We start from the raw sequence: 20,376 nt of genomic DNA on the forward strand, positions 1-20,376 counted from the left end.
TGCATTTCATCTGGTGCCGGAGTAGGATGCGCGGCATGACGTCGGACGCCGCGCTGGTTGAGCACTGGCGATCGCTGCTGACCAGCTACAACGAGGTCGCCTGCCATCTGGAGCGCGCCCTGTCCGACGCGCATGGGCTGAGCATGAGCGAGTTCGAGATCCTCGATCGACTGGTCGCGCAGCAGTGTGAGAAGCGCCGCATGCAGGACCTCGCCGCCGACATGTACCTCAGCCAGAGCGCGCTGTCGCGGGCCGTCGCGCGGCTGGAGAAGAGCGGCCTGGTGTCACGGGCGCTGTGCGAGGCCGACCGGCGCGGCGTGTTCGTCACGCTCACCGCGGAGGGTCTGCAGCGGCACACCGCTGCCAAGGCGACGCACCTCGCGGTGCTCGCAAGCCACTTGCAGCCGGCCGGTCAGGGCGTCCGACGGTAGTAGGAGTCGACCGCGGGCTGGCCGGTGTAGTTGGCGCCCGCCGTGTCGTCGGCGCCGAGGTATTCGTACGGCAGCGTGACGTCACCCCGGTCGTCCCGGCCGATCCGGCGGCGCCGGCCGTCGTAGTTGAAGCCGGCGTCCCGCAGGTGCGCGGCGAGGCGCCGCCCGGCGGGCCGGCCGTCCTCGAGCCGGACGCTGTCGAGATCGATGTCGGCGACGAGCCGGCCGCCGTCGGTCAGCCAGCCCGCCGCCTTGGTGAGCAGGCCCAGCTTGTCCCCGACGTAGTGCAGCCCGTGGACGCTGGTGATGAGGTCGTACCGCCGCTCGGGCTTCCAGTCCGCCACCGACGCCGTGGTGAGGCGCAGCCACGGTACGTCCGGTGCCGGGTCGAACGCGTCGACGAGGTCCACCCCGTGGACGAGGACCCGGTCGGCGACCCCGGCGGCGTGCAGCAGCCCGGCCGCCTCGATCAGCGCCCGCCCGGTGCCGCAGCACAGGTCGAGCCAGGCGACGGTGTCCGGTGCGCCGGTCACCGAGACCAGTGGCAGCAGCGCGTCGACCGGGTTGAAGCCAAGCTCGCGGTCGTAGCTGTTGACCCCGGCGAGGCCACGCTCGCGGTTCATCGCGGAGTTGGCCACCACTGCCGAGCCGGCGAGCGTGTCGTCATCGAGCAGGGTCACCGGACCATGATCGCAACCAGGCCCCGGGAAGCCAACACCCACCCGCCCTGCACCGACCCTCGCCATGACCTGCGTCTCGTTCTATGGGATGACGCCGCGCCCGGCACGCTGCAACCGCCTTGCGAAGATCCTCCAGCTGCGGTCGAGGGGCGGTCCACGGATGTGGGTGACACTTCCCGGAAAGTGGGACGCGCCTGCGGGAAGGCGCCTACGAGGCGGGCGGCCCGCGACCTGGCTCGCAATCGATGTGCGTCACGCGAGGTGGCCGGTAGCCGCCGGGCCGGACGGCCGAGGACCGGTCGGTGCTGGATCGCGTCGGCCCGCCGAGGCCGAGGCATCACCCAAAGGTGATCGCCGATGTCGAGCGCCGGGGTGACCGGGCGACGGCCAGGCCGACGCCCGTCGAGGACTGCGGCCGAGCATCAGGGCCGCCGCCTGCGGCACGCTCGCGCCGTGCGCACCAGCCGAAGCGCGGGACCGACGGTCAGCGGCACACCCTGTGCAGTGCGGGCCGGCCGGAGCGCCGAGCCCGACGGTCAGCGGCATGCCCACGCTCAGCACCCCCACCCGAAGCGCCGGGACCGGCGGCCAGCGACGCACCCCGTGCAGAGCGGGCCGGCCGGAGCGCCGAGCCCGACGCTCGGCGGCATGCCACGCTCGGCGGCATGCCCACGCTCAGCGGTCTCCCCGAAGGACCGGGCGGCATGCCCTCTCCCCGAAGGACCGGGTCGAGCGGTCAGCGGCACGCTCCGTGCACAGCGGGCCGGTCGAAGTGCGGGGTCCAGTGGTCAGCAGCACGCCCCGTGCGGAGCACACCGGCTGAGGTGCCGGGGCCCGGCGGTCAGCGGCACCGCTCGCGGCGTGCGGGCGAAGCCGGTGACCGCCGGGGTTCGCGGCCGGCGGTGACGCCAGGGTCAGCGGTCGCCGCCGTGGTCGTCGCCGACGTCGTGGCCGGGGCCGTCGTCGGCGCCGTGGCCGCCGCTGCCGTGGTCGTCGCCCACGTCGTGGCCGGGGCCGTCGTCCGAGCCGCCGCCGTGTCCGCTGCTGCCGGAGCCGCCGCTGCCGGAGCCGCCGCTGGAGCCGCTGCCGGAGTTGGTACCGGAGCCGCTGCCGCCGGAACCGGAGCCTGAGCCGGAACCGGACGTGCGGTTGCCGCCGTGGTCGTCGGCCGACGGGGACGCCGAGGCGGACGGGTCGGCGCCGTGGTCGTCGGTCGACGCCGAGGTGGACGGGGACGCGGTGGGGTCGGCGCCGTGGTCGTCGGTGGACGCCGACGCCGACGGGCTGTCCGAAGTGGACACCCGGGCGGGGCGGTCGTCGGACGAGGGGCCGGACGCGGCGAGTGCGGTGCCGCCGGCCGCCAGGGCCGCCGTCATGGTCGCGGTGACGATGAGGAGCTTGCGCATGTTGGTACACCTCCGTGGGTTGCTCTTGCAAAGACCACGGTCCCGGGACGGGCGATAGCGGAGGGCTGCGGCAACCCTAAGGTTCGGTTAACGGGCCGAGGGTGACCGTGACGCGCGCGCCGCCGAGCGGTGAGCGGTCCACGGTCAGGCTGCCGCCGGTGGCCTCGGCGGTGCGCCGGGCGATGTCCAGGCCCAGGCCGGTGGAGCCGGCGCCGCTGACGCCGCGGGTGCTGGCGGACGGGTCGAAGCCGGGGCCGGCGTCCTCGACCGTGAGCACCCGGCGGGTGTCGAGGGCGACCGCGGCGGCGACGCCCTCGTCGGTGTGCGCGAAGACGTTGCCCAGCAGGGCGTCGACGCAGGCGGCGAGGTCGGCGGCGGAGACCGCGACGGGCAGCGGGGCGTCCGGCAGCCGGGTGTCCACCCGGCGCTGCTGGTCCTCCGCAAGCACCTTCCAGAACCGGATCCGCTCGGCGACGACCGCGGTCGCGTCGCAGGTGGGCAGGTCACGTTCGCGGCGGGTGTCCTCGATGACGGCGGTGACGGCGCGGTCGAGGGCGGCGACGTGGGCGAGGATGCGGGCCGCGTCGGCCTCGTCGCGCAGGCTTTCGGCGTCCAGGCGGAGGGCGGTCATCGGGGTCCGCATGCGGTGCGACAGGTCCGCGACGCGTTCGCGTTCGTGCCGCAGGAGGTCGCGGATGCGGGCGGCGAGCTGGTTGAGGGCCGCGGCGACCGCGCGGACCTCCGGCGGGCCGACCGTCGCCGGTGCCCGGCGGTCCAGGTCGCCGCCGACGAGGGCGTCGGAAACCGTTGCCAGGGAACGGATCGGGCGCACCACCATGACGGCGAGCCGGTCGGCGACGGCGACGCCGACGGCGAGCAGGCCCGCGCCGAGCAGCGCGAGGACCAGCCAGGCGCGGGTCACGCCCTGGCGCAGCTCCGCCAGCGGGACGAAGACCCGGATGACCGCGGTGCCCTGCGCCAGGCCCTGCACGACGACGAGCACCTCGCGGCCGTCCTCGTGTTCGACGGAGAAGCTGCCGGTACGCGCGGCGAGCACCACCCCGGGTGTCCGCCCGGCAGCGGGGCCGACGGTCGTGCCGTCGGGCAGGTACACCGTGACCGGGCGGCGGGTGTCGGCGTTGAGCTGCTCGACGGCGAGCCGCAGCGACTCGGCGTCGGCGGTCGCCACGAGGACCCCGAGCGACTGCGCCTGTGTCATGGCCGCCGACACCGCCCGGTCCGCCGCGACGCCACGCAGCAGCAGCGCCAGTGGTACCAGAAACGCCAGCAGCACCAACGTCATCGCGGCGGAGACGAGCAGTGCCAGCCGCCACCTCACGGCTGCAGCCCGAACTTGACGCCGACCCGGCGCACCGTGTGCAGGCGCCGCGGCTCCTGGGCGGTCTCCCCCAGCTTGCGGCGCAGCCACGACAGGTGCACGTCGACCGTTTTGTCCGCCGTGGTGTACGGCACCTGCCACACCTGTGTGAGCAGCTCCCGCTTGCCGACGACCTCGCCGGCGTGCGAGACCAGGTGGTAGAGCAGGTCGAACTCGCGTGGGGTCAGGTCCAGCGGTACGCCGTCGAGCGCCGCGGTCCTGGCGCGCGGGTCGATGCGGACACCGTCGACGTCGAGCGCGGGGTCCCGTTCGGGTGCTGACGGTCCGCCGTCGGCCCGGCGCAGCACCGCGCGGATCCGTGCGTCGATTTGTTCGGCACCGTACGGTTTGACCACGTAGTCGTCGGCGCCGGCGTCCAGGGCGCGGACCATCTCGCCCTCGGTGCGCCGGGCGGTGACGACGATGATCGGCACCTGGCTGACCGCCCGCAGCATCCGCAGCACCTCCCGGCCGTCGAGGTCGGGCAGGCCGAGGTCGAGCAGGACGACGTCGGGCGCCTCTGCGACGGCGAGCTTGAGCCCGTCCATCGCGGTCCCGGCGGGCACCACGACGTGCCCGCGTTCCGTCAGCGCCCGAACGATCCCGGTGCGGATCGTCCCGTCGTCCTCCACGATCAGCACCTTCGCCATAGCCCGAGGTTAACCATCTCTTAGCGGTCGGCGGAGGATAGTGGTCCGCATGGCGACGACGGTGGTGCGGCGGTGGGCCCTGGCGGGCGGCGCGTGGCTGGCGACCGTCGCGGCGGCCACGGCCGTGGCGACGGGGGCGGTCGGGTCGATGCGGGAGGGCATCTTCGGCACGTCGGACACGCCGTACAGCGAGGCCGAGGTCGCCGCGCTGCTGGCCGGGTCCTCCGCGGGACCCACGTCGGCGGCGTCGTCGCCGCAACCCGCTTCCACGCCCACGTCGGCGGGTCCGACCGGGGTCGTACGCGCGCTGACCACCCCCGGCGGCACGATCGTGGCGGTGTGCGAGGCGGGGCTGGCGACGCTGCGGTCGTGGACGCCGAACACCGGGTTCGAGGCCGAGCACGTGCAGCGGGGACCGGCGGCGGTGGCATCGCTGCGGTTCAAGGCGCGCAGCGGCGGCGGTGACGTGCGCGCGCAGGTCAGGTGCGTGGGCGCGGAGCCGAGCCTGACGCTCGGCGGCGACGACTAGGTCTCCGCCGGACCGGCGACGGCGAGCAGGCGACGGCGAGCAGGCGACGGCGAGCGGGGCGGCGGACGGAACAGCCGACGGAACGGCGACCCGCTGGCGGCGACGTGCGACTTCAGCAGCGTGGCGGCGGCTAGGACTGCAAGGCGTTTGCGAGTGCGCGGGCCGGTGGGGTGAGCGACCCGTGCACCAGCTCCACCCTGTGGACGAGCCGGGGTTGCGTGACCGTGACACCGACGACGCCGGGGTGCGTCACCGGGCCGGGCAGCAGCGCCAGGCCGGCACCGGCCGCGACCAGGGCGAGCAGCCCGCCGGTGTCGGTGCCCGGGTAACGGAACCCGTCCCGGAACCCGCCGCTGTGCGCGAGGGCCCGCAGCTGCGGCAGGGGCGTGGCGACGTCCGGGGCGTCGATCCAGGTCGCGTCGGCCAGGTCGGCCAGGCGCAGTGAGCGGCGGCCGGCGAGCGGGTGGCCGGCCGGGAAGGCGGCGACGGCGGTGGACTGTGCCAGTACCGACGCCGACAACTGCCCCGCGTCGGGCAGGGGCAACGGGTCGCTGGGCGCGGTCACCCCGTCGACGAGCCCGACGTCGAGCGTGCCGGTCGCCACGCCCGCGGCCACCGCGTCGCGGCCGGCCACCAGCAGCGTGAACCGGACGCGGGGCATCGACCGCTGGACCGGGACGAGCACCTCGGCGACCCGGGCGGCGCCGGCGAACGGGGTCACCCCGAGCACGACCGTCGCGGCGGGCTGCCCGGACAGGCGGGCCACGTCGGCCCGGGCGGCGCTCAGGCGCAGCAGGATCGGGCCGGCGTGCTCCAGCAGCCGTGCGCCCGCGTCGGTCGGTGCGACCGGCCGGCGGTGCAGCAGCGTGCTACCCAGGTCGGACTCCAGCGCGGCGATCTGTTGCGACACGGCCGACTGGGTGTAGCCCAGCTCCTGCGCAGCGGCGGAGAACGACCCGGTGGTGGCGACCGCGACGAACGTGCGGAGCAGGTGCGGGTCCACCTCATCAGTATTGCTTATGCTGGTACGCGAATGTGTTGTTGGACTGATGCACGCCGCGGCGGCAGAGTCCTGAGGTATGACAGCGACCCGCACGGCCCGCATCGCCCTTGTCGGCGACCCTTCACCGCATGTGCGTTCCCACACCCGCATCCCGGGCCTGCTCGAGGTGCTCCGCGCCCAGCACGGCATCGGCGTCGATGCGTACTGGGTGCCGACGCCCGACGCCACGGCGACGGACCTCGCCGGGTTCGACGGGATCTGGCTGCTGCCCGGGAGCCCGTACCAGAGCGAGGAGGGGGCGCTGCACGCCGTGCGGGTCGCCCGCGAGTGCGGGATCGCGTTCCTCGGCACGTGCGGTGGGTTTCAGCACCTGCTGCTGGAGTTCGCGCGCTCGGTCTGCGGCATCACGGACGCCAGCCACGGCGAGTCCGACCCCGACGCCGACCGGCAGCTCATCGTCCCGCTCGCCTGTTCCCTCGTCGGCCACGAGGGCGCGGTCAACCTGAGCCCCGGATCGCTCGCCGAGCGGGTGTTCGGGGTCGAACGTTCGCTGGAGCGGTACCACTGCGCGTACGGGCTGGACCACGGCTACCTGCCTGAGCTGGTCCGGCACGGGCTGCGGTTCACCGGCTTCGACGACGACGGCGAGGTCCGGGTGGCGGAGCTGGACGGGCACCCGTTCCTGATGGGCACGCTGTTCCAGCCCGAGCTGGCCGGCGACGGGAGCCGCTGCCACGTGGTGATCAGGGCGTTCGCCGAGGCCGCGGTGACGGTCGCCGGCCAGCGGACCGCCGCGGCGAACCGGTAGTCGTGGCGGGTGCAGCGGCGGCCGACGAGCGGTCGGCGGCCGCGGTCGGGTCGATGACGCCCGAGAGTCCGGTGAGTCAGGCTCCGGAGGCTGGTGCCGGACTACAGCAGCTCGGCATCGGGCAGCAGCAGCGGTGACCAGGCCGGCGCGCCCGACCGGCCGTGCTTGGGGTCGACGCCGATGATCCTGGCGCCGCTGATCCTGGTGGTGGTGTGCCGGGCGTCCCAGTCGACGGTGGACCGCTGGCGGACCCGTTCGGCGCACCGCCACCCACGGCGCTGGTGGTCCACGATGGACGAGTGGCCGTGGACCTGGGAGAACGGCATCGGCTCGTGGGCTTCGAGCCACGACGCCGCGACGTGTTCGGCCCACAGGGGGCCGCGGTCCTGCCAGAGCAGCGGCTCGGGTCTGGTGTTGAGCAGGTCGGCGGCGGTCGCGGCGGTGACCGGGGCGCCGAGGTCGTGCCACGCGGCGGGGGTGAGACCGGCGTGCGTCACGAGCAGGTCCTCCCCGGCGGCGGTCCGCACGGCGGCCGCGACGTGCATCCGGTCGCGCAGCCACCAGCGACGCAGCCGCTCCGCGTCGCGGTCGTCGAGGCGTTCGGGCCAGAAGGTCGTGCCGCCGGTGTACTGCGCCTCATGGTTGCCGGCAAGCTGGATCCAGCGCCGGGGTGACGCGTCGATCCTGGGTTGGACGAGGTCGAGCACGCCGGTGCTGTCCGGTCCCCGGTCGACGAGGTCGCCGACCTGGATGACGACGGTGTCGCCGCCGGCGGCGTCGAGGTGCTCGAGCGCGGCGGCGAGGTGCGCGGCGCAGCCACCCACGTCACCGATGATCGCGATCGCCGTCACGCCAGCCTCCCCGTGCGGCCGACCTTAGCGCGCGCCACGCCCCGACGGCACGCGCACCGCAGCCGGCGGGAGCAAGCCGGCGGGAGCAAGCTGGCGGGAGCACGCCGGCAGGAGCACGCCGGCAGGAGCAAGCCGGCAGGAGCAAGCCGGCAGGAGCAAGCCGGCAGGAGCACGCCGGCAGGAGCAAGCCGGCAGGAGCAAGCCGGCAGGAGCAAGCCGCAGGAAGCTGGGGAAGCGCCGCGACCGCGCCCCCGAAACCGGTCAGCGCAGGTCGGCGACCACCGCGAAATGATCCGACGCCCAGACCCCGTCACGGGGTTCGGTGCCGGCCAGGTGGACCTGTTCGACGCGGCCGCGGCCCGGGCCGCCCAGACCGACGAGGACGTAGTCGATCCGGGCGCTCGGCGCGCCCGACTCCGCGACGTGCGGGTTGCGGCGGTCCCAGGTCCAGCCGGGGTCGGTGCCGTCGTGGTACCGCCACGCGTCGACCATCACCAGGCCCGGCACGACCGGGGCGGTCAGGTGGCCGCCGGCGCGGCGCAGCTCGTCGGAGTCGGGCTCGGCGTTGAAGTCGCCGGTGAGGACCGGCGGGTGGTCGGCGACGCGGTGGGCGGCGACGAACGGCAGGAGCCGCTCGACCTGGGCGCAGCGCGTCGCGGAGGCGTCGGGGCTGGAGTCCAGGTGCGTGGTGAACACCGGGACCGGACCGCCGGGCGCGTCGACGCGGGCGTGCAGCACGGTGCGCCCCTCACCGCCGAGGTCACCGGTCGCGGTCGCGGTGATCGGCCACCGGCTCAGCACCGCGTTGCCGATGTCGACGTCCGTTTCGCCGGTACGGGACTGCCAGCGCCCCGGCGCCGGTGACGCGCTGTACGCCCAGTGCATGCCCAGCTCACGGGCGAGCAGCTCGGCCTGATGGACGCCGTCGCGGGCCGCCCAGACCTCCTGCAGGCCGCAGACGTCGGGCTGCTCGGCGCGCAGCGTCGCGATGATCGCCTCCTGGCGGGCCCGCCAGTCACCGAAGCGCCACCACAGGTTCCACGTCATGACCCGCACCGCGGCGATGGTGGATCAGGCGGCGAGCAGGGGCAGGAGGGCGGCGGGGCGCTCGACGTGGGCGTTGTGGCCCAGGCCGGGCAGGTCGACGGGGTCCGGGACGAGGGCCGCGAGCTGCTCCCGGCTCACCATCGGGTCGTGCTCGCCGCGGGCGAGGACGACGGGGACCGGGGCGGCGGCGAGCAGGGTGGCGACGGCCGGGTCGCCGACCGCGAACGTCCCCGGGTCGTGGGTGGTCCGCCAGCCGTCGCCGTCGCGGGTGACCGCCGCGTCGGGGGCGTCGTCTGTGAGGCCGGTGAGGCCGGCGACGCGCTGGAAGCGGGTTGCGGCGTCCTCGCGGGTCGGGTGGATGATCGGCGGTTTCCTGGCGAGGGCGGCGGCGCGGTCGAGCTCCTCGGCGGTCCAGGCGACCTTGATGCCGAGGCCGACGACGGCGCGGACGCCGGGGACGGTGGCGAGGTGCAGGCCGATCACGCCGCCGAAGGAGTGGCCGAGCACGACCGTGCCGCGCGGGTCGACGAGGCCGGCGACGGCGGCGGCCACCGTGGCGAACGTGTAGCCGTCGAGCCGGCCCGAGCCGCCGTGGCCGGGCAGGTCGGGGGCCACCCAGGCGCGGTCGAGGAGCGGGGTCAGGCCGTCCCACACGTCGGCGGTGGCGCCGAGGCCGTGCAGCAGGAGCACGGCCGGCGTGCCGGAGCCGCCGCGGAGCACTCGAAGGTCGGTCACCCCGACAGCATCCCTCAGGTGGCCGCCGTCGTGGGCCATCCGCCGCCCGCGCGCCACGGAACGCGGGTGCCGCGTGGGGTAGGGACACGGCCGCCCGCGCGCCACGGAACGCGGGTGCCGCGTGGGGTGGGGCACGGCCGGCCGTGCCCCACCCGACGCGGCGCAGGACGTCAGCCGGCGTACGCGAGCAGCCGCGGGCCCGTGACGCCCGGCCAGGTGGCGGTGAGGTTCGGGGCGTCCCCGCCCTCCGCGTCCTCCTTGAGGACCCTGAGCACCGTCAGGTTCAGCGAGTCTGTCGCGATGAGGGTCGGGTCGGTGTCCGTCACCCGGACGACGGTGGTGACGGCGGGCACCGACGCGCCGGGGTGGCCGCTGCCGGTGGCGTGCAGGTCGTTCGGGCGGGCCTGCCGGACGCCGTCGATCTCGAACTCCTCGGCGGCCTCGCTGCCGCCGGTGAGGATGGCGGCGGCGAGGGTGGCGGCGTAGACGGGGTCGCCGGCGGCGTCGTACACCCACCGCTTGCCGAGGACGGAGTGCTCGGTGGTGCCGACCAGCCAGCGTTCGGCGCCCTCGAGCGGGGCGGCGCGGTAGGTGAGCGGGACCTGCAGCACCGGGCCGTCGCCGGCCTGGACGAGCAGCGTCTCGACGCCGACCTCGCCGGCCGGGTCGTCGAATCGGAACGCGCCGACCCTCGCCAGGTCGGCAGAGGCGGGGCCGGTGTACCAGGGCTGGCCGGGCAGCCACGCGTTGAGCAGTTCGAGTTTGGTGGGCGTCAGATCCGCCTTGTGCAACAGCGCCATGATCGCATCGTAGTGAAGGGGCGTCAGTCGCGAATGAAGTGGACCTCCTCGATGCCGTCATCGACGGTGACGGGCGGGCCGGCGGGGCGGAAGCCGCACTTGTGCAGGACCCGGATGGAGCCGGTGTTGGCGGTGACGACGAAGGCGTGGACCGGGCCGGGCGGCAGCAGGTCGAGGAACTGCCGCAGGGCGGCGGTGGCGACGCCGCGGCCCCAGTGTCCGCGCCCGATCCAGTACCCGACGAACCGCTCCCCCGCCTGGTCCCAGCCGACCATGTTCCCGGCGACCGAGCCACCGCAGACCACGGTCCGCAGGATGTTGGACGGGTTGGCCCGCACCCGCGCCCAGTGCGCCAGGAACGCCTCCCGCTCCCGCGACGGCATCGCCGCCATCCGGGCCGCCACCGGATCCCGCTGGTCGGCGAAGAACACCTCCAGGTCGTCGTCGACGACCTCACGCAGGGAGACGCCCGAGACGCCCGAGCCCGAGACGCCCGAGACGCCCGAGCCCGAGACGCCCGAGACGCCCGAGCCCGAGACGCCCGAGACACCGGAGACGCCCGAGACACCGTCCACGTCAGCCCTCCAGCCGCGACGCCAGCGCGAGCAGCCCGTGGTCGTGCCCCGGCGGCGCGATCACGGCGATCCCCGCCGGCGGATCGGCCCCGGACGGCACGGAGACGCTGGGCAGCCCGTACGCGCTGGCCGGCACCGCGCACCGCAGCGTCTGGCGGCGCCACGCGTCGCGGCCCGCCGGCTGCAGGTCGCGCGGGTGGGCCGGCCCGCCGGCCGGCAGGACCAGCCACGCGTCGCGGTCGGCGAGCAGGTCGAGCAGCTCGGCCCGCCGCTGGGCGAGGAACGCCCGGGCGGCGGCCTCCTCATCGGGGGTGACACCCGCGCCGAACCGGAACCGGTCCTCCACGTCGACGGCCAGGGCGCGCGGGTGCGCGGTGATCCAGTCGCCGTGCGCCCGCCACGCCTCGGCCGCCTGCACCCGCCGGAACGCCAGCAGCAGCGGGTCGGGATCGTCCCAGGTGGACAGTGCGACCCGGGAGACGGGCAGCCCGAAGCGGTCGCAGGGCGGCGCGCCGTCGACGGTGAGCAGCCGCGACGGCGGCGCCGACGGGCCGTCGGGCAGCAGGACCGGGCCGACGAGGGCCAGGGTCGCGGCGTCGGCGGTGATCCAGCCGACGGTGTCGAACGACGGTGCGAGCGGCAGCACCCCCTCGGTGGGCACGGCGCCGTGGGTGGGGCGCAGGCCGTACAGGCCGCAGCAGGAGGCGGGGACCCGGATCGAGCCGCCGGTGTCGGTGCCGAGGCCGATGTCGGCGTGGCCGGTCGCGACCGCCGAGGCGGGGCCGCTGGAGGAGCCGCCGGTGACGAGGTGCGGCGCGGCGGGGTTGGGCGGGGCGCCGTAGTGGACGTTCGTGCCGGACAGGGAGTAGGCCAGCTCGTCGGTGTGCACGATGCCCTGCACGACGGCGCCGGCGGCGCGCAGCCGGGCGACGGCGGGGGCGTCGGCCGCGGCGGGCAGCGCGGAGGCGAGCCAGGCCGGGTTGCCGCCGCCGACGGCGAAGCCGGTGACCTGGAAGAGGTCCTTGACGGCGACCCGCAGGCCGTCGAGGGGGCCGCGCCCGGTGGCCGGGGCGAGGGGCATCCCCTTCACCCGCCACACCGAAGGATCGGCGGTCATGCCGGCAGTGGCGTCGCGGACATCACTGAATCACCCACCTCACGGCCCGGTCGCCGCCACACCGCGGCAGACCCGTGCTGAGCCTAGCGTCCGGCCGTCCCCGCCACAGAGAACCGGCCACCCACGCCGCAAACAAGTAGACCCGCGCGGAGAGAGAAGCAAAGGCCACGCGGAGAAGGAGGAGACGGGCAACCGAGGTGCAGCGGCCTCACCAGTCCGGCGGGCCGAGCCAGGTCGCCTTCGCCAGCGCGTTCTGCCCCGCGGCGTTCGGGTGGAAGAAGTCCTGCGCCGCCACCATGTCCAGGGTGAACGCGACCCGGTGCGCCGCCCCGCCGTCGTGCCTGCAGCGCGGTCCGTACGCCTTGCACGCCGCGACGAGCTCGGCGTTGTACGCGTCGACGCGCTCGCGGAACGCCCGGCGCCGGGCCACGTCGGCGGGGGCGGTCGACGTCGGTGCGGCCAGCAGCGACTGGCAGATCCCGAGCGACCAGGCCTTCACCGCGACGTCCCTGGTGTGCCCGATCTCCCACAGGCGGTGGACGTCGGGGATGCTGGCGACGAGGACGCGCGCCTGCGGCAGCCCCCGCTTGAGCACGGCGAGGGCGTCGTCGACCTGGCGGCGGAAGGTCTCCGGCGCGGTCATGTCGGCGATGCCGGGCCGGCACGCGTCATTGGCGCCGACGAGGATCGTGACGTAGCCGGCCTTCGCGCCGACGGCGGCGCGGGCCTGCCCGGCGAGGGCGTCGGCGCGGGCGCTGCCCTGCGCGGCGTTGTGGGCGTGGTCCTTCAGGCCGGGGTTGGCCTTCAGCAGCCGCCGGTAGTGGCTGTCGATGCGGGTGCCGTCGCCGGTGGACCAGGAGTTGCGCGGGCAGGGTGCCGGCGCGAGGCACGACGCGAACGCCGTGGTGATCGAGTCGCCGAGGGCGGCCATGGCGGTGAGACCGCCGCCGCCCGGCGCGCCGGTCGGGGCCGGGACCGCGGTGCCACCCTCACACGCCAGGGCGAGGGCGGCGAGCCCGGCGAGCACGAAGACCCACCAGCGCTCCCGCACCCTCTGTGCCCATGTCGTGACGATCAGCACATCGTAGCGTGCAGCCGCTTCAGGAGCGACATCTCGAGCTCCTCCGGCAGCTGGAAGAACCCGTGCTCGGTGAGCAGGCGGTGGTGCTCGTTCGGCCGGTACGACATCGGCACCAGCACGCCGTCGCGCACCTCGACGCTGCCGATGACGTCGTGCTCGGGCACGTCGCCGGCGGGGTCGGGGGTGCGCGCGTCCAGCACGTCGACCCAGCCGTGCCCGCCGACCTCCTCGGCCTGCTCGCGCAGCCCGTGCACGACGAAGATGTCGTCGGCGATCATCTCGTGCAGGAAGCGCACGAAGGCCGGGTTCTCCTCGAAGTGGTCGGGCTGCAGCGCGCCCGGGCCGTCGACGCCGACCGCGAGGAGCCCGACGACCGCCTCCGGCGACAGCCCGTGCTCGGCGACGTCCTGCGGCTCGAGCGGTGACACCAGGTGCCGCAGCCGCTCACCGAGGTACACCTCGTACACGAACAGCTCGCGGCGGGAAGGGCCCGCGGAGGGCTCAGCGGTCCCCACGGAGCTTCCCGTAGACCAGGACGTCGCGCCACGCGCCGTCGCGGAACTCCGCGGAGCGCAGGATGCCCTCGCTGAGGAACCCGACCTTCTCCAGGGCCTTCTGCTCGGGGATGTTCTCCGGCTGCGTGCGGGCCTCGATCCGCGGGGCGGCGCTGGTGGCGAACAGGTAGTCGCACAGCAGCGTCTGCGCCCGCCAGCCGACGCCGCGGCCGCGCCACTCGGGCAGCAGGATGATGCCGATGCTCCAGTACCGCGACCAGCCGGTCCCGCACGCCTCCCAGCTCACGAACCCGGCGGCGGTCTCGTCGGCCTCCACCATGAGCCGGCCGTCGTGCTCGCCGAGGAAGCCGTCCTCGGCGAACCGCCGGGCCGGGCCGGTCGGCTCCCGGTAGCCGGTCCAGGCCGGGCCGGCCAGCCCGGGCTCCGTCACGAACCGGCGGAACATCCCCAGATCGCTCTCCACCACCGGTCGCAGCCGCACCCAGGTCTTGTTCAACTCGCCTCACCTCGCTCAGCCGGCCGCCTGCGCGCGACACGCAAGATCGTCCGTCATCTTCGCCGATGATCGGGGCCACCGCCATCCGACCAACCGCCGGGAAAGGCCGACCGACGGTAGATCGGCCACGCTACCGTCTGACGCCATGCCCGTCGATGCCTTCGCCCACACGTTCGTCGTGGCCGCCCCGCCCGCCCGGGTCTACGCGCACCTCGCCGACCCGCGGTCCTACGTGGGGCTGTCCCCGCTCGTCGTCGCCGTGCGCGACGTGCACACCGACGGCGACCGGGTCAGCTACGTGGCGCTGGAGCGGTTCCGCTTCTGGACCAACCCGATCCGGGTGACGATGACCCTCGACCCGCACGCGCCGGCGCTGGTCAGCGAGGTGGTGTCGCCGGGCCGGGTGCGGCTGCGGGCGGCGGTCACGCTGGCACCGGCGGGGACCGGCACCGAGGTCACGGAGGCGATCACCGTCGAGTCGCCGTGGGTGTTGCGCCGGTACGTGCTGCGCCAGGCCCGCGCGGTGCAGCTGCGGCGGGCCGCGGAACTGACCCGCCGGATGTCCGCTAGCGGGTGAGGTGCCCGGCGACGTGCTCGCGGATCAGCTCGAACGAGCGGGCCCGGGCGTCGACGTCGTACACCATGCAGGTCAGCATGAACTCGTCGGCCTGCGTGCGCTCCAGCAGCTCGGTCAGCTGCCCGCGGACCGTCGCCGGGGAGCCGAGGGCCTGGCCGTCGCGGCGTTCGAGGATGAACTCGCGCTCCCGCTCGCTGTACGGGTACGCCGCGGCCTCCTCCGGCGTCGCCATGGCCTCGGGACGGCCGGAGCGCAGCCGCAGGAACGACAGCTGGCTGGGGCCGGCGAGGAACTCGGCCTCCTCGTCGGTCGGGGCGCAGACCGCGCTGACGGCGACCATCGCGTAGGGGGCGTCGAGCCACTGTGACGGCCGGAAGCTGTCGCGGTAGAGCTTCAACGCCGGCAGCGTGTTGGCGCTGGAGAAGTGGTGCGCGAACGCGAACGGCAGCCCGAGCATGCCGGCGAGCTGCGCGCTGAAGCCGCTCGAGCCGAGCAGCCACACGTCGGGCTTGTCGCCGCGCCCCGGCGAGGCGAGGATGCGCTGCCCCGCGTCGTCGCCGGTGAAGTAGGCGATGAGGTCCTGCAGCTCCTCCGGGAAGTGCTCCGCCGACAGGCCCTCCATGGTGCGGCGCAGCGCGAGCGCCGTGTACTGGTCGGTGCCGGGCGCCCGGCCGATGCCCAGGTCGATGCGGCCGGGGTGCAGCGCCTCGAGGGTGCCGAACTGCTCGGCGACGACGAGCGGCGCGTGGTTGGGCAGCATGACCCCGCCGGAGCCGACGCGGATCGTGGAGGTCGCGGCGGCCAGGTGCGCCAGCAGGACCGCCGGTGAGGAGCTGGCGATGGCCGGCATGTTGTGGTGCTCGGCGACCCAGAACCTGCGGTATCCGAGTGCCTCGACGCGTCTGGCCAGCTCCGTCGTGTTGCGCAGGGCGTCACCGGTGGACGCGTAGGCGGCCCGGGGCGCGACGTCAAGGACGGAAAGCGGAATCTCGGTCACAGGACATGGTCAACAGCGGCGGGCCGCCGGATGTTCCCGCAGACCGCGGCGGGTGGCCGGCGCCACTCGTACAGCTGCCGCCGGACCACGGACCGGACGGCCCGCCCCTGGCAGGGACGGGCCGCGCGGTCACCGGGTCAGACGCGGCAGGGGTTGCCGGTCGGGTTGGCGGTGCTGCCGTGGACGTCGGCGTGCGCCTCGCTGATGACCACGTCGGTCAGCAGCGTGTCCAGGACGACAGCCTGCTGGGTGACGCTGGTCGGGGTGGTCGTGGTCGCGTTGAGCTTGAGCGCGCCGACGACCAGCGGCACGGTGAGCGGTGCGCTGCCGACCGTCACCGCGATGCCGTTGATCCTCAGGTACGAGATGCTCGACGCGCCGGTGAGCACCGGGGCGAGGCCGCCGGGGCCGGTCGCGCAGGTGGCCTTCGCCGTCGCCTGGACGACGCCGAGCTCGATCGTCACCGGCGCGATCCCGCCGACGGTGATCTTCACCTGCTCGACCTTGGCGGTGGCGGTGCCGTTGTCACCGGCCGCCGGGGTCGTGTCGAGGTTGTCGGGGGTCAGCGCCGTGGACGCGTCCAGGGTCTTGGACTCGACCGTGATCAGCCCGGAGCTGAGGCCGAGCTGGGCGAGGGTCCTGCTGTCGTCGGCGCAGGGGACGTTGGCCGGGTTCGCCGCGGGCGAGGACAGCGGGCCGACCCGCAGCACCTGCGCCGTGCAGGAGAACGTGCCGTTGCGGTCGGCGTCGACGATCGTGCCGAGGCCGCTGCCGTCGGCGATCCCCGCGCCGGCGGCGCCGGACAGGGTGACGGTGAAGGTCTCGTCGGTCTCGTCGACCGCGTCGTCGATGATCGGCACGGTCACCGGCCGGCTGGTCTGGCCCGGCGTGAACGTGACCGTCCCGGTGCGGCCGGTGTAGTCGGCGCCGGCGGTGGCGGTGCCGTTCGCGGTGGCGAAGTTGACGCTGACCGGGTCCGTGGAGGTGCCGGACAGCGAGACCGTGAACGTGGCGTTGCCCGCGTTCTCGTTGACGACGACGTCGTCGATCGACAGCGTCAGGACCTTCACCGACAGGGTCTGCACGAACGCCGCGCCCTGGCTGACGCCGTCGACCTTGAAGTCGACCTTGCAGGTGTACGTGCCGGCCGTGGCACCCGCGGCGACGGTGACGTGCTCGGTGAAGTCGGCGGTCGCGCCGCTGTCCACGGTCCGCTCCGGCGGGGCGAACGACACCGCGAGGTTGGCGTCGCAGTCGAACGGCACCGGGGTGACCTTGACCTGGATCGCCTGGATGCCGGCGAGGATCGCGGCGCTCACCTCGTCGGCCGGCACGTCGGGCAGGTACACGCCGCCGGTGCCGGAGGTGATCGCCTCGGCCTGGCCGCCGGCGTTCATGCCGCCGACGTCGACGGCGACGACGCGGATGTGCGCGGCGTTGAGCGCGGCGACGGTGTCGGCGAGGCCGTGGCCGATGCTCGGGTCGTGCGACGGCGCGTCGCCGAAGATCACGATGATGCGGGTGCCGCCGTCGCGGAAGTGCACGGCGCCGGTGGCGAGGTTGAACAGCGCGTTGAGGTTGTCCTCGGGCAGGTCGCCGCCGCCGTCGGCGTTCCACTGGTCGATCCCGGCCTGCACGGCGGCCTGGTCGGCGGTGATGTCCTGGCGGACCGTGAACGGCGCGGAGTCCTCGACGTCCTTGTACTCCGCGACGCCGAACTGCGCGGCCGGCTGCGCCGCGGCGATCTGGCCCATCACCGAGGCGGCGTTGGCGCGCACGTCGGCGATCGGGTCGAACATGCTGCCGGTCGTGTCGGCGAGGAACACGATGTCGGGCTTCGGGGGCACCGGGGCGGTCTCGACGTGCTTGGCGATGTCGGCCGACTGGCCCGGTCCCAGCGTGAGACTGACGCTGGATGGCGTGACACCGGGAGCGGCCTGTGCGGCGGTGGCCGTCGAGAGGACGGTCACCGCCCCGGCGGTCAGCACCAGGCTGAGTAATGGCGCGAGTTTCACGTGCTCCTCCTGAGGAACGGGGATGCCGAGGAGAAGCAAACAATGCGGCCGGTTGCGTGAAACAGGACTTGCCCGCAGTCCGGACGTCTTGTAAGCAGCGCTCAACTGCCTTTACGAATTCACTCCTGTGAGTGCGTTTGGAATCCGGCTCACATTCAATTCAGTCCGCCGAACGGGTGTTCCGGACGGTCCGGATGTTTACACCGGCCGGAACTGGGCCACGTCTGCGCCCGAGGTCCTCGGTGCCGGCCCGCGCGGTGCGAACGGCGGAAACGGGTGGGCTACGGTCGGGGTGCGTGATCCACCGCTGCCAGGGAAGGGCACCAGCATGGCCGGCAAGACCCAGCTGACCGCGGCCCGCGCCGTGCCGCTCGTCAAGGAGCCCTCCGGCGCGCCCGCCGTCAACCTCGCCAAGGTCCGCGAGTCGGGCCACGTCGACCTCGCCAAACGCGCCGACAAGGCCGGCCTGGCGCTCAGCCGGCGCGGCCTCGGTGGCATCCGCGCGCAGGCGATGCTCGTGCTGGACCACTCCGGCTCGATGCGCGCCGACTACAACTCCGGCGCGGTGCAGACCCTGGTCGAGCGGGCCCTCGGCTTCGCGCTGCAGATCGACATCGACGGCACCGTGCCGGTCGTCCCGTTCGACACCAAGGTCCTGCCGACCGTCGAGGTCACCGTCGACAACTACCAGGGCGTCGTCGACCGCGAGATCCACCGCGGCTGGATGGGCACCACCAACCTCGCCGACGCGCTCGCCGTCGTCCTCGCCGAGGCGGAGCGGACCACCGCGCCGATCTTCTGCATCGTGGTCGCCGACGGCGGCCCCGACTCCAAGCGCGCCACCACCAAGGTCGTGTGCGAGCTGTCCCGGTACCCGGTGTTCCTGAAGCTGCTCGCGATCAGGCCGGTCGAGTACTTCCAGACCCTCGACGACCTCGACGGCACGAAGCGGCTCCTCGACAACGTGGACACCAAGGCGTCGACCCCGGAGCTGGACCTGCTCACGTGCACCGACCTGCAGTTCGCCGAGGCGATGGCGGACGAGTGGGACACCTGGGTCGCCGCGGCCACCGCCGCCGGCGTGCTGCGCTGACCCGGCGTCAGGCGGGCGTCACCGTCCGGCGGGTGCCGCGCTTCGGCCGGCGGCGGACGACGCGACGCGGCGGTCAGATCGGGATGCGCGCCCGCACGGTCGTGCCGGCGTCGACCGGGCTGTCGACGGTCAACGTGCCGTCCAGCAGCGCGATGCGGTCGGCGAGCCCGCGCAGCCCCGAGCCGAGCTCCGCGTCCGCCCCGCCGCGCCCGTCGTCGGCGACGGTGACCAGCAGCTCGTCGCCGGACACCGCGACGTCGACCCGCGCGGTGCCGGTGCCCGCGTAGCGCGCGACGTTCGTGACCGCCTCGCTGACCACGAAGTACGCCGTCGCCTCGACCGCCGGGGCGAACCGGTCGGCGGGCAGGTCGCCGAGGCGCAGCTCGACGGGGCTGCGCCGGGCCATGTCGGCGAGGGCGGCGCTGAGGCCGTACCGGGTCAGGCTGGCGGGGTGCACGCCCCGGGCGAAGTCGCGCAGCTCGATCGCGGCCTCCTCCAGCGCCACGATCGCGTCGTCGAGGATGGCGGCGGCGCGGGCCGGCTGGTCGGGCAGCGCGGTGCGGGCCCGGGCGAGGGTCATGCCGAGGCCGACGAGGCGCTGCTGCGCGCCGTCGTGCAGGTCCCGTTCGAGGCGCTGCCGCTCCCCGACGGTGGCGTCCAGCACCCGGCGCCGGGACGCCCTGAGCTCCTCCGCGACCCGGTGCTGCTCGCTGAGGTCACGCAGGTACCCGCTGAACACCGGCCGCCCGTCGACCGCGACCCGGGTGATGGTCAGCTCGACCGGGAACTCGCTGCCGTCGGCGCGCATGCCGGTCGTCTCGATGCGCTGGTCGAGCAGCCGCGGCGTGCCGGAGGCCAGGAAGCGGCGCAGCCCGTCGCGGTGCGCGGGGCGCAGCGACGGCGGCACGATGAGCTCGGCGAGCTCCCGGCCGACGGCCTCGTCGCGGGGGTAGCCGAAGGTCCGGCACGCGGCCGGGTTGAACTCCAGGACCATGCCGTCGGCGTCGGCGATGACGACGCAGTCCAGCGCCGAGTCCAGCACCGCGCGGAGGCGGGCCTCGCTGCGGCGTACCGCATCAGCCGCCCGCGCCCGGTGCAGCGCGTCACCGATGCGCCGGCCCAGGCTCTTCGCCGTCGACACGAGGTCCGGCGGCGGGTCGGCGAGGGCGCCGGTGAAGAACTCGACGATGCCCTCGATCCCGTCGGCGCCGTGCAGCGGGAAGCAGAACGCGGCGGCCAGGCCGGCCCGCTCGGCGGCGGCCGCCCGCGGGAACGACGCCTGCTGCCCGAACTCGCGCACCCACGCCGGCTCGCCGCGCTGCCACACCGCGCCCGGCAGCCCTTCGCCGCGGGCGAGGACGAGGTCGCGGGTCGCCGCCTCGAACGCCTCGAACCCCGGCGCCGCCGACCAGGTCGCCACGCACCGCAGCCCGCCGGGCGTCACCTGCCACATCGCGCCCGCGGACCAGCCCAGGGCGCGGCCGATCGCGTCGAGGACCGGCCGCCCGGCCGGCGCCGGGGTGGCGAGGATGTCCGACACGGCGTGCTCCAGGCGGAGCAGGAGGGCGAAGTCGACGCTCACGGGTCCCCCG

Annotated in this window: 22 protein-coding genes; 5 read left to right on the forward strand and 17 right to left on the reverse strand. The window is 74.6% G+C overall.

Annotation, left to right across the window (positions count from 1 at the left end):
- Positions 1 to 35: 35 nt before the first annotated feature.
- A complete protein-coding gene (locus tag OP18_RS23760; RefSeq protein ID WP_033361298.1) occupies positions 36 to 431 on the forward strand; it encodes a MarR family winged helix-turn-helix transcriptional regulator in 396 nt (131 codons plus the stop codon).
- On the opposite strand, the gene OP18_RS23765 is transcribed toward OP18_RS23760, so the two are convergent.
- The 4 genes from OP18_RS23765 to OP18_RS23780 form a co-directional block, all read right to left on the reverse strand.
- Positions 413 to 1,111: a class I SAM-dependent methyltransferase gene (locus OP18_RS23765; RefSeq protein WP_033361188.1), complete on the reverse strand. Its 699-nt coding sequence runs from the start codon at positions 1,109 to 1,111 to the stop codon at positions 413 to 415. The genes OP18_RS23760 and OP18_RS23765 overlap by 19 nt on opposite strands.
- Positions 1,112 to 2,025: 914 nt before the next feature.
- A complete protein-coding gene (locus OP18_RS59775) occupies positions 2,026 to 2,517 on the reverse strand; it encodes a hypothetical protein (protein ID WP_033361189.1) in 492 nt (163 codons plus the stop codon).
- A gap of 76 nt (positions 2,518 to 2,593) precedes the next feature.
- Positions 2,594 to 3,856 (reverse strand): sensor histidine kinase, encoded by a 1,263-nt coding sequence (locus OP18_RS23775; protein ID WP_033361190.1) that lies wholly within the window; start codon positions 3,854 to 3,856, stop codon positions 2,594 to 2,596.
- Positions 3,853 to 4,545 carry a response regulator transcription factor gene (locus OP18_RS23780; protein ID WP_033361191.1) on the reverse strand — a complete coding sequence of 231 codons (693 nt, stop codon included), beginning with the start codon at positions 4,543 to 4,545 and terminating at the stop codon, positions 3,853 to 3,855. Before OP18_RS23780 ends, OP18_RS23775 begins: the two co-directional genes overlap by 4 nt.
- 49 nt (positions 4,546 to 4,594) lie before the next feature.
- On the opposite strand from OP18_RS23780, the gene OP18_RS52930 reads away from it, so the two are divergent.
- The gene (locus OP18_RS52930; protein ID WP_052387197.1) at positions 4,595 to 5,074 is read left to right on the forward strand and encodes a hypothetical protein; all 480 of its coding nucleotides are present in this window, start codon (positions 4,595 to 4,597) and stop codon (positions 5,072 to 5,074) included.
- Positions 5,075 to 5,204: 130 nt separating this feature from the next.
- On the opposite strand, the gene OP18_RS23790 is transcribed toward OP18_RS52930, so the two are convergent.
- Complete coding sequence (locus OP18_RS23790; RefSeq protein WP_033361192.1) at positions 5,205 to 6,077, reverse strand: LysR family transcriptional regulator; 873 nt, start codon at positions 6,075 to 6,077, stop codon at positions 5,205 to 5,207.
- 76 nt (positions 6,078 to 6,153) lie between these two features.
- Here OP18_RS23790 and OP18_RS23795 point away from each other — a divergent pair, with 76 nt between their 5' ends.
- The gene (locus tag OP18_RS23795) at positions 6,154 to 6,885 is read left to right on the forward strand and encodes a CTP synthase C-terminal region-related (seleno)protein (RefSeq protein WP_033361193.1); all 732 of its coding nucleotides are present in this window, start codon (positions 6,154 to 6,156) and stop codon (positions 6,883 to 6,885) included.
- 101 nt (positions 6,886 to 6,986) lie between these two features.
- Here OP18_RS23795 and OP18_RS23800 read toward each other — a convergent pair whose 3' ends face one another.
- The 9 genes from OP18_RS23800 to OP18_RS23840 form a co-directional block, all read right to left on the reverse strand.
- Entirely contained in the window at positions 6,987 to 7,736 is a 750-nt protein-coding gene (locus OP18_RS23800; protein WP_033361194.1) for a metallophosphoesterase, read from the reverse strand.
- Positions 7,737 to 7,997: 261 nt separating this feature from the next.
- Positions 7,998 to 8,783 (reverse strand): endonuclease/exonuclease/phosphatase family protein, encoded by a 786-nt coding sequence (locus OP18_RS23805; protein WP_033361195.1) that lies wholly within the window; start codon positions 8,781 to 8,783, stop codon positions 7,998 to 8,000.
- Between the two features lie 24 nt (positions 8,784 to 8,807).
- Positions 8,808 to 9,518, reverse strand: coding sequence for an alpha/beta fold hydrolase (locus tag OP18_RS23810; protein WP_033361196.1), 711 nt, complete (start codon positions 9,516 to 9,518; stop codon positions 8,808 to 8,810).
- A gap of 170 nt (positions 9,519 to 9,688) precedes the next feature.
- Entirely contained in the window at positions 9,689 to 10,318 is a 630-nt protein-coding gene (locus OP18_RS23815; RefSeq protein ID WP_033361197.1) for a CG0192-related protein, read from the reverse strand.
- Between the two features lie 23 nt (positions 10,319 to 10,341).
- Complete coding sequence (locus OP18_RS23820; protein ID WP_211273645.1) at positions 10,342 to 10,893, reverse strand: GNAT family N-acetyltransferase; 552 nt, start codon at positions 10,891 to 10,893, stop codon at positions 10,342 to 10,344.
- 1 nt (position 10,894) lies between these two features.
- On the reverse strand, positions 10,895 to 12,010 hold the full coding sequence (locus OP18_RS23825; RefSeq protein WP_033361198.1) for an amidase family protein: 1,116 nt from the start codon (positions 12,008 to 12,010) through the stop codon (positions 10,895 to 10,897).
- Between the two features lie 208 nt (positions 12,011 to 12,218).
- Positions 12,219 to 13,061, reverse strand: a complete 843-nt coding sequence (locus tag OP18_RS23830) for a GDSL-type esterase/lipase family protein (protein ID WP_033361301.1) — start codon at positions 13,059 to 13,061, stop codon at positions 12,219 to 12,221.
- A gap of 23 nt (positions 13,062 to 13,084) precedes the next feature.
- A complete protein-coding gene (locus OP18_RS23835; RefSeq protein ID WP_033361199.1) occupies positions 13,085 to 13,606 on the reverse strand; it encodes a hypothetical protein in 522 nt (173 codons plus the stop codon).
- A complete protein-coding gene (locus tag OP18_RS23840; RefSeq protein WP_033361200.1) occupies positions 13,593 to 14,102 on the reverse strand; it encodes a GNAT family N-acetyltransferase in 510 nt (169 codons plus the stop codon). The genes OP18_RS23835 and OP18_RS23840 overlap by 14 nt, the downstream gene beginning before the upstream one ends.
- A 145-nt stretch (positions 14,103 to 14,247) precedes the next feature.
- Here OP18_RS23840 and OP18_RS23845 point away from each other — a divergent pair, with 145 nt between their 5' ends.
- Positions 14,248 to 14,679: an SRPBCC family protein gene (locus tag OP18_RS23845; RefSeq protein WP_033361201.1), complete on the forward strand. Its 432-nt coding sequence runs from the start codon at positions 14,248 to 14,250 to the stop codon at positions 14,677 to 14,679.
- Here OP18_RS23845 and OP18_RS23850 read toward each other — a convergent pair.
- Positions 14,669 to 15,676 (reverse strand): LLM class flavin-dependent oxidoreductase, encoded by a 1,008-nt coding sequence (locus tag OP18_RS23850; protein WP_033361202.1) that lies wholly within the window; start codon positions 15,674 to 15,676, stop codon positions 14,669 to 14,671. The genes OP18_RS23845 and OP18_RS23850 overlap by 11 nt on opposite strands.
- Before the next feature lie 137 nt (positions 15,677 to 15,813).
- Complete coding sequence (locus OP18_RS23855) at positions 15,814 to 17,691, reverse strand: Calx-beta domain-containing protein (protein ID WP_033361203.1); 1,878 nt, start codon at positions 17,689 to 17,691, stop codon at positions 15,814 to 15,816.
- A gap of 292 nt (positions 17,692 to 17,983) precedes the next feature.
- Here OP18_RS23855 and OP18_RS23860 point away from each other — a divergent pair, with 292 nt between their 5' ends.
- Complete coding sequence (locus OP18_RS23860) at positions 17,984 to 18,784, forward strand: VWA domain-containing protein (protein ID WP_156089717.1); 801 nt, start codon at positions 17,984 to 17,986, stop codon at positions 18,782 to 18,784.
- A 73-nt stretch (positions 18,785 to 18,857) separates the two neighbouring features.
- Here OP18_RS23860 and OP18_RS23865 read toward each other — a convergent pair whose 3' ends face one another.
- Complete coding sequence (locus OP18_RS23865) at positions 18,858 to 20,366, reverse strand: sensor histidine kinase (RefSeq protein ID WP_052387200.1); 1,509 nt, start codon at positions 20,364 to 20,366, stop codon at positions 18,858 to 18,860.
- Positions 20,367 to 20,376: the final 10 nt, after the last annotated feature.

The sequence above is a fragment of the Dactylosporangium aurantiacum genome (assembly GCF_000716715.1).
Classification (GTDB): domain Bacteria; phylum Actinomycetota; class Actinomycetes; order Mycobacteriales; family Micromonosporaceae; genus Dactylosporangium; species Dactylosporangium aurantiacum.

Excerpts from the sequence above, each read along its gene's own strand:
- OP18_RS23825 (WP_033361198.1), bottom strand. The coding sequence starts at position 12,010 with ATGACCGCCGATCCTTCGGTGTGGCGGGTGAAGGGGATGCCCCTCGCC.
- OP18_RS23815 (WP_033361197.1), bottom strand. The coding sequence starts at position 10,318 with ATGGCGCTGTTGCACAAGGCGGATCTGACGCCCACCAAACTCGAACTG.
- OP18_RS23780 (WP_033361191.1), bottom strand. The coding sequence starts at position 4,545 with ATGGCGAAGGTGCTGATCGTGGAGGACGACGGGACGATCCGCACCGGG.
- OP18_RS23805 (WP_033361195.1), bottom strand. The coding sequence starts at position 8,783 with ATGACGTGGAACCTGTGGTGGCGCTTCGGTGACTGGCGGGCCCGCCAG.
- OP18_RS23795 (WP_033361193.1), top strand. The coding sequence starts at position 6,154 with ATGACAGCGACCCGCACGGCCCGCATCGCCCTTGTCGGCGACCCTTCA.
- OP18_RS59775 (WP_033361189.1), bottom strand. The coding sequence starts at position 2,517 with ATGCGCAAGCTCCTCATCGTCACCGCGACCATGACGGCGGCCCTGGCG.
- OP18_RS23760 (WP_033361298.1), top strand. The coding sequence starts at position 36 with ATGACGTCGGACGCCGCGCTGGTTGAGCACTGGCGATCGCTGCTGACC.
- OP18_RS52930 (WP_052387197.1), top strand. The coding sequence starts at position 4,595 with ATGGCGACGACGGTGGTGCGGCGGTGGGCCCTGGCGGGCGGCGCGTGG.
- OP18_RS23845 (WP_033361201.1), top strand. The coding sequence starts at position 14,248 with ATGCCCGTCGATGCCTTCGCCCACACGTTCGTCGTGGCCGCCCCGCCC.